This window comes from Ligilactobacillus sp. 110_WCHN (genome assembly GCF_030518115.1).
Lineage (GTDB): Bacteria > Bacillota > Bacilli > Lactobacillales > Lactobacillaceae > Ligilactobacillus > Ligilactobacillus aviarius_C.
This window is the reverse complement of sequence record NZ_JAULLI010000009.1, coordinates 33,410-47,678: the sequence shown is the minus strand read 5'-3', so window position 1 is coordinate 47,678 and position 14,269 is coordinate 33,410. Positions and strand designations below refer to the sequence as shown.

Below are 14,269 nucleotides of genomic sequence, written 5' to 3'. Positions count from 1 at the left end.
TTATGGAGAAATTATGAAGAAGACATTTATTAAAAACGATACCCTTTTTTTTGAAAATGGAAATTTAAAAATCAGCGAACTGGTCAATCTTTTAAAGGCGCTTCCCTTCGAAGTTCTTTTTATTGATTCTGCTGGCCGCATCAAATTGATCATTCATCCGCTCGATCCGGATTTAAAACTTAATCAGCGAATCTCATCCCATTTATTTTTTAAAACCATGCCTGCGACCTTTGATTTTCTTGAAAAATTAAAACACGGAAAAAATTCAAAAATTTCGCGGGCATTAAAGGTCAAGGAAGAATACTATAACCTGACCTTCATTGCAATTTATGATGAAAACCAACAATATCTTGGCTGTTTGCAAATTAGCGAAAACATTACTGAAATCATTAAAAAGTACCGGTATGGCGGTTTTATTGAATCCGAATTTCAAAAATCCACGCAACCAGATCATGATTTCCACTACCATGATCAATCATCTGAAACGTACCGGCAGGAAATTGAACAGGATCTGATCGATATTAATACTGACGACGACAGCGACGCCATTTCTGGCGCATCTGAATTATAAGTAGGTGTTAGTGATGCAAAAGTATCAAACCCACTTTAAAGCTTTAGGAACCAAAATTACACTGACCGTTTTCAGTTCATTTGATCAGCAAGTTTTCGCTCCCAGTAAACAGTTAATTGATTACTATGAGAAATTATTTTCAATCTATCTGCCGGATTCTGAAATCAGCCGGATAAATCGTGCTGCGGGTCAAAAAATGGTTGAAGTTTCAACCCCAACGTTTGATCTCGTCAGCCTTGCAAAAAAAATCAGTCTTAAATCATGGGGATTCAATGCGGCAATTGGGCCGCTAGTTAAAGAATGGAACGTGGGGTTTGAAAACGCCCATCGGCCTGACGAAACCCAAATTCGCCAATTATTACACCAGATTGATCCGCAAAAAATTACAACCCAAACTCCCAACCTAATTGGCCTTCAGCAAGCTGGCATGCAACTTGATCTTGGCGGAATCGCCAAGGGTTACATCGCTGACCGGCTCAAAGATCTTTGGGCAGCCTTCGGAGTTCGAACGGGAATCATTGATCTTGGCGGGAACCTGTTAACAATTGGAAACAGTCCGCTGCACCCTGATCAAAAATGGCGGATTGGAATTCAAGATCCGTGGAATCCACGGGGGAAGGCCCTGCGAGTCGTTCGAATGCCAGCATGTTCCGCGGTCACTTCCGGAATTTATGAACGCAATTTTACGGAAAACCACCACTTTTACCATCATATTCTTGATCCGCGAACTGGGTACCCATTAAAAACACAACTAATGGGAGTAACGGTCTTTACTGATCAATCAGTTTGGGGCGAAATTGAGTCGACCCGTTTGTTTTTTAATCCTGAAATTCCAGTTGACAAGTTAAAAAAAGACCGCCATTTTATGGCAGCCGTTTTTGTGTATCAAAATCATGAAATTCGAATTCTTAAATAAAGAAGGTGTGACAAAACATCAAAACGAGCGAGGTGGAAGCAGAAAAACGAACGAATCGCGCAGCAAAGATTCGGAGATTGTCGAATTAGCTTCGCGTCACCACACAGATCGTTTGTTTTGGAACCCGATTATGCGGATATAGCAAAGAGGTTGCGATTTGTATCACAACCTCTTGCCATTTATAAACAAATATTTGATAACTGTTCCCGCAAATTCAACATCTGCCCGAACGTAATATTATTTGAAAAGAAGATAAATGCCTGATTCGTTCGATAATTAGCAATAAAACAGCTTTGGTAGCCATTAATTGAGCCGTCAGCGTGAATAATTCCATCTCCAAGATAAACCCCATCATAATAATTATATGGATTCGAAATGATATTATTTAACGGCACATATTTTCCCGCAACTAAGCCGCTAATGAAGTTCCAGTAATCTTGCGCGCTGCTAAACACCTCGCCGGCACCAAGTTCGCCAGACATTCCGGTTTTCAATTCTTCGAAATTTAAATGATTATTTTGCGCATTTCCCGATCCCTTCGCGTTCGTAATTTGCGAAGCATTCGTTACCTGATTATAAAACTTGATGTTTTTTAAATTATTCGGCTTGAAAAGATTCGTTGATAAATATTTTTCATAACTTTGTCCCGTAACCTTCGAAATGATGCCGGCAAGCAATGCATAATCACTGTTCGAATAGTTCCAAATCCCAGTCTTCCCCGTTGAATTAAGATTCTTTTGGGCAAATTTCATTTGGGCCTTTTGATTTTTCAATAAATCAGTTGGACCGCTTGTCCGATCTTTAATCCCTGAACGGTGGGTCAACAAATTTTCAATGGTGATTTTTGACGCATTGGGAATAGATGGATAAAATTGACTGATTTTGGTATTCAGTGATAATTTCCTCTCATCGATCAATTTTTGAATTGCAATTCCCGTATAAACCTTTTGCAATGACGCAATTGGATATAGACCCGTAGCCGTGATCACGTCATTTTGCTTCATTCCCGGCTGGTTACATTCGACCACGGTTGGATTCGTTGCCAAATCACCAAATAAAACGACGCCGTTGACCTTATTATTTTCTAAGAGACTGTTTACGGCATCGCGTTTAGCAACCGGTGAATCATTGACCGGGGCCGCATTACAATGACCAAAATTCAAAAATAGAAATGTCAAAAGAATTCCGAAAATTACTTTTACAGAGAATTTACGTTTCAAAGATAATCTTCCTTACCATTATTCTGATAGTTTCTATGTTATAAAAAATGAGGCTGTAACTCAAGTTACAGCCTCACCGTTTTAATTTGCTTGATGCGTTTGCAAATATTGTTTTAATTTCTTTCCTTGCATCATTTGCCAATTCTTATTGTAGAAGTAATTGTCAATATGATATTCTGGCGCTGGTTGATCGTTTGATAAGAATGGATCAACTGCTTGGTCCATCTTCAACCATCCGCGCCATCCAAGGTGAATCGTATCTTGCATAAAGTATGGTTCTTTTCCATCGTTGGTTAAATCAACAATGTTATTGAATCCTTGTTTCTGCAATTGATACTTGATCTTTTGATTAAATTCATTGATCATTGACATTCTTAAACCAGTATACTTTGCCCACCGTGCATTAATTGGCGGAATGACAAATAAAACATTAGTATGATCCTTTGCGAATTGATTTAAGACTAATTGGAAATCACCAAATTCAGGTGATGAAACATAGTCAAATTTGGCCTGTTCGCCATGTAATTTTGGAACCTGGCTCTTTAAACGATTATTCCAAAAGGCATTATCAACCCGGAATGGATTATTTGTCGTATTCTTTGCCCCTAATTGATAAGCAAGTGAATCCAGCTTTTGATAATTATATTGCTGTGGTAATTTACTTGCTTCACGGTCAATTTTGGCAACTCGATCGTTCATCCCAATCGTTGAGAATAACTGATCTTCATGAATCAATTCATTATATTTCAAATCTAAGTATATTTTTTCAGCCTTATTCAACTTTTGACCAGCTGCGACCTGTAATAAGCACTGTTCAATCATCTTATCAGAATGCGATGACGGCATATCAAGCAAACGCCGTGCAGCATAACGATCCATTAAGGTATTCTTGGCTGTCTTCAACCACGTTACGGCTTGTAAATTTGAATAGTACAATGCAAAGGCATTTTTGTTAATTCCGCGTTTAACAAACCATTGCGGCGAAATAATAAAGACAACCTTTTTTCCCTTCAACTGGTTATTGATTCCTTGCATTCCCCAAAATTGTGATAAGGATTGCGAACCCGCAGCTCCCAAAAGGAATGGCCGGTAGTTCCGATCATACTTTTGAGCCAAAACTGACGGGTGCATTGGATCCATCCGTGATAATTCTGATGAACCCATAAATGGAACATAACCTTCTTCAAGCGCCTTTTGCTTAACAACCGTTCCCTTAAAAATATTAGTTGATTGGGAAACAGCTGCCTCACGAATCGTTTTCGAATTAAAGCTTCGGAAATTAAAAGGTGAAACTAAAATCGCAATTAAGATGACCGCTGCACAAACAACTGGTCCAAAAATCTCAAACAGTTTCTTCTTTAATTTCATTATTTCATGCTTTCAACTTTCGCAATAATTTTGTTTGGTGTGTCCCATTCAGAACGATCAAATTCTGAAACTGGAACATCAACTCCAAGTTGGTTTTGGAATTCAAGTAACAATTGAACTGTTCCCATTGAATCTAAAAGTCCTGTTTCAAAAATGTTAACGTCTAAATCTTTCTTAACTTCATCGCTACCTGTAATATCAGCTAAAATATCTAAAATTTGATCTTTCATTGTTAAAACCTCACTTTTTAATTATTGATTAGTGTACAAAAAATATTGTATTTAGGAATCCTGAGAAAATCAAGAGACTGAAGCACATCACGTTAAACGTTAAGAAAACCGCAAATGCTTCGGTAAACTTGTTGTGTGGGATCATCTCCCGGTGTTTCTTCTTGAACCGTTGCCATGCATCACAGACGATCATTGCAATTGCTTGGAATAACCCATATGCAATGTAGTACCATGTTTCACCATGCCAGAAGCCCATGATCAAGAATAATGTTAAGTAACCGATATTTGCCATTGCGATCCGGCTCTTTAACCATTTCTTCTTCATCATAAAGAAAACTAACCGCATGTAGATGTAGTCACGGAACCAGAATGAAAGCGTCATGTGCCATCTATTCCAGAAATCCTTTACGTTGTGTGAAATCCATGGTTTGTTGAAGTTCATTGGGGTTTCGATTCCCATTACGTAACTGGTTGCAACGGCAAACAAACTGTATCCAGCAAAGTCGAAGAACAAGTCCATCGCATAAACGTAACCATGTAAGAATACCCACACTGACCAACCGCCGTGCGCAATTGCCAATGCATCAACTTTTGGCATCAAGTATTGGCCAAAGAAGTATGCAATTACAAACTTGTACAAGAACCCAAGGAAAAGATAGTGGACTGCCTTTTCAAGCATCTTGACGTACTTTTCTCGGTCAGGAACATTGTTATAATCCTTTTCAAACCGACGATAACGATCGATCGGGCCAGATGAAATTGTTGGGAAGAAAATGATAAATTGCAATGTCGTCCACGGATGAAATTCTTTGATCATTCCATCCCGGATTTCCATGATCATCCCAACGACCCGGAACGTTAAGTAACTGATTCCAAGGAACCCAATAATCGATTCTTTGCCAAAGTCAAACAATGGCGTTAATTTAACGATCACTAGCGGAACGATTGCGAGAATCACCGCTAAACAGAAGACCCATGATTTATTATGCTTTTGCCGATAATTGAAATACCATCCGATCAAAAGCAGTTCAAAAATCACGTAACCGATCAGCGCGATTCCTTGATGCCACTTAACTCCACCAAACGTCAAAACTAAGAACGCAATTGAAATCAATGTTTCATAAGTTCTGAAACGCCGGCCATACAATAATCCAATCATAATTGGAAGCAATCCAATTACTAAGAGAATGAAATATTCAGGATTTTGATACGGTTGAATATTGATCATTCGTTATTAACCTCTTTCATTAATGATTTGCGGTCAATTTTTCCATTCGGAGTTAATGGTAATGAATCAACGTAAACAAAACGTTGTGGCATCATATAAGCCATCATAATTTCCTGAAGTTCTTTCTTAATTGCCTGAGTCAACTTAAACTCATCTTCGTAATCATTGTCTTCAGGAACAATGTAAGCAATTAATTGACTGACTTTGTGGTTTTTATCATATTTTGGAACGGTTGTTGCTTGCGAAATCAAGCTAACTTGACCTAAATGGTGATCAACATCTTCCAATTCGATTCGGAAACCGTGAACCTTAACTTGGAAGTCCATCCGTCCTTTATAAAGCAGCTGGCCATTTTCATCAAATTGACCTAAATCACCTGTCCGGTATGCCGGGGTTCCTTCAATTTCCAAGAACGCCTTAGCTGTCTTTTCAGGGTTATTGATATAGCCCTTTGAAACGCTCGGACCAGCAATTACGATTTCACCTTCATCGTGATCGCCAACTTGGTGAACATCATCATCAACTAAAATGATTCGGGTGTCCGCTTTCGGGGTCCCGATTGGAAGCCGCTTATAATTTGCCAAGACTTCATCCGTAATCTCCACTTGAGTAACTGCAACGGTCGTTTCAGTTGGACCATACGTATTGAAGATTCGGGCATGCGGGAACCGTTTCTTTAAGTTGGCTGCCGTAGTGTGAGTTAACTCTTCTCCACAGAATAAGAAATGAGTTAATTCAGGCATATGCTTTTCATCAAATGTTGGTTGAAGCAAGCAAATATCCATAAATGATGGGGTTGAAACCCATTCATTGATGTGAAGTTTCGGTAAAACTTCAAACAATTCCTTAAAGTTATCGGTTGTCTTCTTTGGCAAAACTGCAAGTTTGCCACCCGCTGTCAACGTTGGATATAAGTCCATAACTGAAAGGTCAAACGAGTATGGTGCTTGTGAAAGGCAGATTCCATCGGCTTTGATTCCAAAGTCATCGGAATGCATCCAGTTAACATAACTCTTCAAATTATCGTGGCTAATTTGAACGCCCTTAGGTTTCCCTGTTGTTCCAGACGTAAAGATGATATAGAACGTATCATCCCCATCAACAAACGATGTTGAATTAATTTCATCTGAAAATTCACCGTGAGTATAAATATCATTTAACTCTGCCTTGGTGATTGATTTAACCGCCGGCATATCAGCTGGTAAATCTTCAACTTGAATATACAATGCCGGTTTCCCAATCTCATTGATTGATTCCAACCGTGATAACGATGAATTAACATCGACTGGAACATATGAATGACCTGATTTAACAACTCCTAAAAAAGCTGCGATCATTTCAAAAGTTTGTCCCCCAAATACTACAATCGGTGCTTTTGCTGGCAAATCCATTTTTAAAATATAGTCTGCAAGTGCATCCGAATACTTCTTCAGATCACCATAGGTATTTTCGGTCCCAAGGTAATCGTAAGCAGACTTATCCGGATGGCTAACTGCAAACTGGTCAATTTGAGCAATCAAATTTGCTTCCATCTCAACATCTCTCCTGTTTAAAATTCGTTATAAATAAAGTGTGGCTGTGTAAGTCCACTGTAACTAAACATGTATACTAGAGCAAACAAAACGACAAAGTAAAAGACAGTCCGTGCAATGAAACGGACCCAATCTTTTTGCCAGAATGCACGCAACTTCTCTTTCATCGCAATCCTCCTTGCTTCAACATTGCCACGATTATATCCTAAATGATTTAAAAAATAAAGATATATCAATCAGGATAAATCAATTTTAATATTCCATTAAACTTAACATATCATAACCTTTAATTTTATCGCGGCCATGAAGATCCTTTAACTCAATAATGAATGCACACCCAACAACGATTCCGCCTAATTGTTCAACCAAGTCGATTGTTGCACTGATCGTTCCGCCAGTTGCCAAAAGATCATCGGTAACTAAAACCTTTTGCCCCGGCTTGATTGCATCCTTGTGCATGTAAAGAGCTGATTTTCCATATTCAAGTGAATATTCAGCCTTAACGGTTTCCCGCGGTAATTTACCTTTTTTCCGGGCAGGTGCAAAGCCGACCCCTAATTCGAATGCAACCGGGCAACCGACGATGAATCCCCGGGCTTCAGGTCCAACAATCATTTCAACTCCTTTATCGCGAGCAAACTGAACGATTTGATCAGTTGCTTGATGATAAGCTTCACCATCGGCCATCAATGGTGAAATGTCACGGAATAATACACCCTTTTCAGGGTAATCTGGGATACTTGCCACATAATCATGTAAATCTAATGTCATTATGTTTCTCCTTAAATCAAAATACTTATATTGTTAAATTCAATCGCTTTAGCAAATCCGCTGTTTTTGAATTTAAAAATAATTGTTGTGCCTGTATTTCGGCAACGCGTGCTTGATAACGCTTTGTCTTGGTCAATTCAATTCGTTGATTGGATGGTGTTCCGGTTAACAGACCATTCTTAATTTTAACAAATTTAGCCTCAGAAAACACCTGAATCATGAAAACAAGTGATTCTTTGTCAAAATTCAAATAATTTGCTAACTTTTCTAAATCTTTTCTTAAATCAACATCGTGATGCGTACTTGTAAAACGATATAGTTTTCCAAAATCCTGTCGACTTGGCAACGGCTTGGAAGCAATATTATGTTGCGTATAACATTTTAATACAATCTGCTTGACTTGCAACCGGTCAACTAAACTTTCAAACGCTGAAATCGATGGCGGACAGTCAACAATCACTAATGTGTTACCCACGATTGGCTCCTGATCAGTCAACGAAATCAATTTAATGTTTGAAGCTACCTGAGCTGCAACCCGCTTCAATAATTTCAAATTGAAAAAGCCGTATACAAATTCTGAATTAAATTTATTCGGCGAACTTGTAAAGCGGTGATCGATCACCTTTATCTTTGAGCTGATTTCATTTTCAGCTTCGGTCCTCAAATCACAAATTTGAATTTGTGGAGTCGTCCGGCCTTGCCACCGGTTCACTGTTAATTCACCGGCAATTTCAACTCTATTAAGGGAGGCAGCTTGCAGTTGGTGAACTTCAGCCGGGGAAGCGTTAAATTTTACCCCGGCTAAGCTGCCATGACCGCTTTGAAAGTTAATTCGAAAATGCTGTCCTTGATCCCCCATAACTTTTAACTGGGGATTTTGAATTCCGGTAATCTTAAACACCGGCCGCGGATTATCACATCCAAATGGAGCTAATAAATTCAATTCATTGATCAAATCAAGCGAAATTGAAGCTGCTGGAAGTTCTTCATTGATTTCAAGCACTGGGCACTCATTGCCGTTAAAATGTTGATTTTCTGCTTCTTGATCGGCAATCACTTGAAAACCAGCAAGGTTATCCGGCTTGATCGAAAGACCACACGCTTGTGCATGTCCGCCGAAACTTTCAAACAGTTTCCGGTGCGGATCAAATGCATCAAAAAGATTAAATCCCTCAACTGACCGGCCTGAGCCTTTATACAAATTGTCCTCAGTTAACGTTAAAACGATCGTCGGCCGCTTCGTTTCTTCCGTAATCCGACTTGCAACAATTCCGAGAACACCTTCATGCCAGTTCTGACCAGCAATTACATTTACTAAATGCGGTTGTTCAGTCTGACTTAAAATCTGCTCGGCTTCCTTGGTGATGGTTGCAACCAAATCTTGACGCTGCTGATTTAAATCATGGGTATGCTGTGCCAGTTGGGTAGCTTCATTCTCATTAAGCGTTGTCAGTAATTTTACCCCTTGCGCGGCATTTTCAAGTCTTCCAAGCGAATTGAGCCGGGGCGCAATGGTAAATCCGATCGTATCGCTATCAATTTCATCCGGCTTGGTTTTCGTAACTTCAAGCAATGCGCTTAACCCCGGACGCATTGTTGTTTTCAGTTCTTCAATTCCAAATGAAACCAAATCCCGGTTCTCATCCGTCAGCGACATTACATCCGCAACCGTCCCAATTGCAACCAGGTCAAGCTCTTCTTGCGGAATATCATCAAGAAGGGCACACGCAACCTTGAACGCAACCCCAACGCCGGCAAGACCTTTAAACGGGTAATTACCCTTCGGATGCATTGGATGCACGATTGCATATGCCGGCGGAAGTTTTTCCGGCAATTCATGGTGATCCGTGATGATGACATCAATGCCTTTATCCATCAAATATTGAACTTCATCATATCCAGAAACCCCATTATCAACGGTGATCAGCAACTGCATTCCCTGTTTTTCAAGATTCTGATATTCTGCTAAGTTCGGCCCATATCCATCCTTAAACCGGTCGGGAACAAAATATTGAACATCCGCCCCCAACTGAAGCAGTGTTTCATACATTACAGCCGTACTGGTAATTCCGTCCGCATCATAGTCACCATAAATAAAAATTTTCTGATTTTCAATGATCGCCTGTTGGATCCGGTCAATTGCCTTTTCCATATCACAAAGCAAATACGGATCGTGAACATATTGTCCCTGCGGCTCTAAAAAATCTTTAATTTGATTTGCGTTTTCCATTCCGCGCTGAGCTAAAATTTTAATCAGCAGCGGCGAATGATGCAAGGTTTGAGCAAGCTCATTGATTTGCTGATCATCAAGCTTGGAAACCGCCATTTTCCAATCATAATTTGAAGTAATCAAATCTTATTCCTCTTTATTATCTGACTTTCCTGCAACCTGTTCCTGTAAATCTTTTACTTGACTGTTCAAGTTCTTGATTTGCTTCTTGTGCTTAAATGATGAGGATACTGAGAACAGCATCGCAATGATCACTCCAATTAAAATTGAAATGATGATTAAAATCACAAGGGGAATTTTAACCTTGGCCACAAAAAAGTTTACAGAAACACTTTGCATATTTGAGATTGAAAAAATTGCCACAACTAACAGTAAGACAATAACTCCAATCAAACTTAATTTCTTTTTCAATCTAACCTCTCCTAAATATTAACCGACTTACTTTTGATTAAAGATCCCCGCTGCCAAAAAATCGCCCAGCCGCGGAAACAGGGTATACCCAACATTTGCAATATTAAAGAAAAATGGAAGGTTAAGTTCCCGTTTCGCAGTTCCAATCGAATGAACGATCTTTTCAGCAACCAATTCTGGATTTAAAACAATGCCGTTGATTTTTTCCAAGTAATTGCCACTTTTATCAGCTTTATCGAAGAATTTCGTTCGAATTGGTCCGGGATTAACCGTCATTACGCTAATTCCAAGTGGCTTCAATTCGAGCCGTAAAGCATCTGAATACCCTAAAACTGCGGCCTTTGTTGCCGAGTAAACAGATGATTTCGGAGTTGCAATCTTCCCTGCCATTGAAGCAATGTTAATGATTGCCCCGCGTTTGCGAGCTGCCATCTGTAAAGCGGTAAATTTCGATAAGTAGATTGTTCCTAAAACATTGACCCGGAACATTTTTTCCGCAACTTGCATATCAAAATCAAGGGCATTTTGCATTAAGCCAAAGCCCGCATCGTTTACTAGAACATCAATTGGGCCGACTTCATTTTCAACCTGCTGAACGACCTTTTCAATTCGGTCTGGATCAGCCACATCCATCTGAACGGCATATGCCTTCTTACCACGAAATTCAGCACATGCTTTGGCAACTTCTTTTAATCGATCTAAGTTCCGAGCGCATGCAACCACGATGGCTCCCTTTTGAGCTAACTGGTAAGCGATTTGTTCACCCAGCCCCGATGAAGCTCCGGTCACCAAAACGACCCGGTCCTCTAAATTTTTTAAATCACGATATCCACCCATTATTTTTCCCTTCTTTCTGGAAAAGGAACATTATACGTATCAAAATCCCGGACAACCCGTGTATTCGGGAAAATCTCCCGGGCATCCGTCTGCAATTTCTTAACCATTGGTCCGACATACCGGGCTGAAATATGGGTCAATAATAGCTTCTTAACGTGATCCCGCTGAGCAGTCTGGGCTGCTTGAATACATGTTGAATGGTAATAATTGCGCGCAAGTTTTGCCTCGCCCTTTCCAAAAGTACTTTCATGAACAAGGACATCCGCATTGAGCGCCAGCTTATCAATTCCAGCCGTCTTCCGGGTATCACCTAAGATTGCAACTGTCCGGCCCTTCTTCGGTGCTCCAATAAAATCTTTGCCATTTAACTGCGTTCCATCATCAAGCGTAACAACTTGCCCCGCCTTGATTTGCCCGTAAATCGGTCCTGGTCGAACACCGACTTCCTGTAATTTTTCAACCATCAATTCGCCCGGATAATCTTTCTCTTCGACCCGATAACCGACACATTTGATTCGGTGGTCAAGGCCGGCATAAGAAACCTTAAACCGATCATTTTCAAAAAGGACGCCCTCTTCATCATCGAGTTCAACGTATTTAATTGGATATGCTAAATGAGTTTGCGAAATCCGCATTGAAGTTTCAACAAATTGTTTGATTCCCCGCGGTCCGTAAATCGTTAACGGAGTCGCTGCTTCTGCTCCTTGAAATGAGCGGCTGCTTAAGAATCCCGGAAGCCCGAAAATATGATCACCATGAAGATGGGTAATAAAAATTTTCGTTACTTTCCGGGGACGAATCGTCGTTCGCAAAATTTGGTGCTGGGTGCCTTCGCCGACATCAAAAAGCCAAACTTCATTAATTTCATCAAGCAATTTCAACGCAAGAGCCGTCACATTTCGAAATTTCGACGGTGATCCTGCACTGGTTCCTAAAAATTCAAGTTCCATGAAATCGACCCTATCTATTTTTTATTTCTCTCAAAAAATAATAGTCCACTATAATTAGTGAACTACTATACCATTGTTAATTTTACTATCATTCAATCTAAAATACAAAATGCATTTTAAAGTTAAATGAATGCCAAAACAACAAAATTCAAAATAAAGAGAATCGTGCAGATCACAAGCATTGGATGAATTTCGTTGAATTTCTTCTTGCAGATCTTAACTAACAAGTAGAAGATGAAACCGGCAGCGATTCCGTATGAAATGCTGTAACAAATCGCCATAAAGACGGATGCAAAGAATGCGGGGATCGCATCTTCAAGGTTTGACCAGTTAATATCTTTAAATGAACTCATCATCATGATTCCAACAATGATCAATGCTGGTGCCGTTGCTTGAGTTGGGATAATTGCAATTACCGGTGCTAATAAACTGCTTAAAGCAAACATTACGGCGGCGGTCAAACTTGTTAATCCGGTTCGGCCACCCGCGCCGATTCCAGATGCACTTTCAACAAAGGTCGTAACGTTTGATGTCCCACAAACCGCAGCAACAATTGAGCCGGCAGCATCTGAGAACAATGACCGGTCCATCTTTGATTTGAATCCTTTTCCGTTAAAAAATTCTTTTTCATCGGCTTGAGAGAAAATTCCTGATTTTTTCCCCGTTCCAATAAAGGTTCCAATCGTATCAAAAATATCAGTCAATGAGAACGCAAAGATCGTCATAATAGCTAACAATAGCCGGCCTGGATGGTCAAATAACGCCACCATTCCGTGCGGGCCAAACGCAGCCCCCATCGTTACCCCAAGTTCTTTAAATGATTCAGCTAATGACGGGGCATGGGCAAGGCTTAAATGGGTGACCCCAAATGGAATCCCAATTAACGTTGTTAAAATAATTCCAATCAAAATTCCACCGCGCACATTCTTGATCATCAAGAATGCCATGATCAATAACCCGATCAAAGCGACCAGTGCACCCGCTTGATTAAAATTGATCAATGCCGGAGTAATGCCGCTTCCCGAAACAATTGATTGAATTCCGTGTGAAAAGTGAGTCGTTGCTTGATTAAATGGATGATTGTTAACTGTTAAAATATCGCTTGAATCAGTGGTAAACTTAAGAAAACCTGCATTTTTAATTCCGATATAGGCAACAAACATTCCAATTCCACCACTAATGGCGTGTTGTAAAACTTCAGGAATTGATTTGATGATCATTTTCCGAATCTTGGTTAACGTGATCGTAACGTTGATCACCCCGCAAAGAAAGACCAATGCCAAGGCTTCCTGCCAACTAAATCCAAGTTGTAAAACAACGGTATACGTAAAGAACGTTGCCAATCCCAGCCCAGGAGCTTGAACATATGGAACATTGGCAAACAAGGCCATGATCAAGGTACTAACAACTGACGCAATAATTGTTGCTAAAAAGATTCCTTGAGTCGGCATCCCGGTCTTGCCAAGGATGTTCGGGGCAACAAAAAGAATATACGACATTGCAAAAAAGGTGGTTAACCCTGCAGTAATTTCGGTTGAGACGCTTGTATTATTTTCTTTCAATTTAAAAAAGCGTGTCATCAATCAATCCCTCTTTCAAAATAAATTACCTGCATTATAGCAGAAATTATTCGGAGTTAAAAGATAATCATCAATAAAAAATTATTTTTAATTTAATAATTCATCTTATGACGAACAAAGGAGTTTAAAATGAGAATTCAAACATTTCGCGAAGCAACCCAGGGATTTAATCCTCAATACCAGTGTTACTGGGAAAACGGAACTCATGTAGTCGCAATTTCCGATTTCGATTTTGATAAACAGACCAACGCTCTTTACCTTCTGCCCTATCATGATCATCCGCTTCAATTTAAAGCCTTAGAAGTGATTGCGAATGCCCTGAGTGCCGATGTTAAAATTCAGCTTAAAACAAAAAGCGGGAAAAAGTTCCCGCTCTTTGGCTTTCGGATCGTTGATCAATCCAAAATTCTATTTTCATAAATTTA

General features: G+C 39.8%; 15 protein-coding genes. 3 read left to right on the top strand and 12 right to left on the bottom strand.

Features of this window, described 5'->3' with window-relative positions; genetic code table 11:
• Window positions 1-13 precede the first annotated feature (13 nt).
• Together Q3C15_RS04570 and Q3C15_RS04565 are read left to right on the top strand one after the other, a co-directional pair.
• On the top strand, window positions 14-571 hold the full coding sequence (locus Q3C15_RS04570) for a hypothetical protein (protein WP_278852153.1): 558 nt from the start codon (window positions 14-16) through the stop codon (window positions 569-571).
• Window positions 572-584: 13 nt separating this feature from the next.
• The gene (locus Q3C15_RS04565) at window positions 585-1,487 is read left to right on the top strand and encodes an FAD:protein FMN transferase (RefSeq protein ID WP_283596367.1); all 903 of its coding nucleotides are present in this window, start codon (window positions 585-587) and stop codon (window positions 1,485-1,487) included.
• 179 nt (window positions 1,488-1,666) lie between these two features.
• Here Q3C15_RS04565 and Q3C15_RS04560 read toward each other — a convergent pair whose 3' ends face one another.
• From Q3C15_RS04560 to Q3C15_RS04505, 12 genes are all read right to left on the bottom strand, one after another.
• Window positions 1,667-2,707 (bottom strand): serine hydrolase, encoded by a 1,041-nt coding sequence (locus tag Q3C15_RS04560; protein ID WP_302704385.1) that lies wholly within the window; start codon window positions 2,705-2,707, stop codon window positions 1,667-1,669.
• A gap of 81 nt (window positions 2,708-2,788) precedes the next feature.
• A complete protein-coding gene (dltD, locus tag Q3C15_RS04555) occupies window positions 2,789-4,075 on the bottom strand; it encodes a D-alanyl-lipoteichoic acid biosynthesis protein DltD (RefSeq protein ID WP_302704384.1) in 1,287 nt (428 codons plus the stop codon).
• Complete coding sequence (dltC, locus tag Q3C15_RS04550; protein ID WP_057827905.1) at window positions 4,075-4,305, bottom strand: D-alanine--poly(phosphoribitol) ligase subunit 2; 231 nt, start codon at window positions 4,303-4,305, stop codon at window positions 4,075-4,077. The genes dltD and dltC overlap by 1 nt, the downstream gene beginning before the upstream one ends.
• Before the next feature lie 28 nt (window positions 4,306-4,333).
• Window positions 4,334-5,533 (bottom strand): D-alanyl-lipoteichoic acid biosynthesis protein DltB, encoded by a 1,200-nt coding sequence (dltB, locus tag Q3C15_RS04545; RefSeq protein WP_283596363.1) that lies wholly within the window; start codon window positions 5,531-5,533, stop codon window positions 4,334-4,336.
• Window positions 5,530-7,065, bottom strand: coding sequence for a D-alanine--poly(phosphoribitol) ligase subunit DltA (gene dltA, locus Q3C15_RS04540; RefSeq protein ID WP_302704380.1), 1,536 nt, complete (start codon window positions 7,063-7,065; stop codon window positions 5,530-5,532). The genes dltB and dltA overlap by 4 nt, the downstream gene beginning before the upstream one ends.
• A 17-nt stretch (window positions 7,066-7,082) precedes the next feature.
• Complete coding sequence (locus tag Q3C15_RS04535; RefSeq protein ID WP_057827902.1) at window positions 7,083-7,232, bottom strand: teichoic acid D-Ala incorporation-associated protein DltX; 150 nt, start codon at window positions 7,230-7,232, stop codon at window positions 7,083-7,085.
• 85 nt (window positions 7,233-7,317) lie between these two features.
• Entirely contained in the window at window positions 7,318-7,836 is a 519-nt protein-coding gene (locus Q3C15_RS04530) for an adenine phosphoribosyltransferase (protein WP_057827901.1), read from the bottom strand.
• A 25-nt stretch (window positions 7,837-7,861) separates the two neighbouring features.
• Entirely contained in the window at window positions 7,862-10,189 is a 2,328-nt protein-coding gene (gene recJ, locus Q3C15_RS04525; protein ID WP_302704378.1) for a single-stranded-DNA-specific exonuclease RecJ, read from the bottom strand.
• A gap of 3 nt (window positions 10,190-10,192) precedes the next feature.
• Window positions 10,193-10,477 carry a lipopolysaccharide assembly protein LapA domain-containing protein gene (locus tag Q3C15_RS04520; RefSeq protein WP_204779089.1) on the bottom strand — a complete coding sequence of 95 codons (285 nt, stop codon included), beginning with the start codon at window positions 10,475-10,477 and terminating at the stop codon, window positions 10,193-10,195.
• A gap of 27 nt (window positions 10,478-10,504) precedes the next feature.
• Entirely contained in the window at window positions 10,505-11,314 is an 810-nt protein-coding gene (locus tag Q3C15_RS04515) for an SDR family oxidoreductase (protein ID WP_302704375.1), read from the bottom strand.
• Window positions 11,314-12,264 (bottom strand): ribonuclease Z, encoded by a 951-nt coding sequence (rnz, locus tag Q3C15_RS04510; RefSeq protein WP_302704374.1) that lies wholly within the window; start codon window positions 12,262-12,264, stop codon window positions 11,314-11,316. Before rnz ends, Q3C15_RS04515 begins: the two co-directional genes overlap by 1 nt.
• Window positions 12,265-12,386: 122 nt before the next feature.
• Window positions 12,387-13,844, bottom strand: a complete 1,458-nt coding sequence (locus Q3C15_RS04505) for an NCS2 family permease (RefSeq protein ID WP_204779092.1) — start codon at window positions 13,842-13,844, stop codon at window positions 12,387-12,389.
• 129 nt (window positions 13,845-13,973) lie between these two features.
• Between Q3C15_RS04505 and Q3C15_RS04500 the strand changes: the two genes are divergently transcribed.
• On the top strand, window positions 13,974-14,264 hold the full coding sequence (locus Q3C15_RS04500) for a hypothetical protein (RefSeq protein ID WP_204779093.1): 291 nt from the start codon (window positions 13,974-13,976) through the stop codon (window positions 14,262-14,264).
• Window positions 14,265-14,269 lie beyond the last annotated feature (5 nt).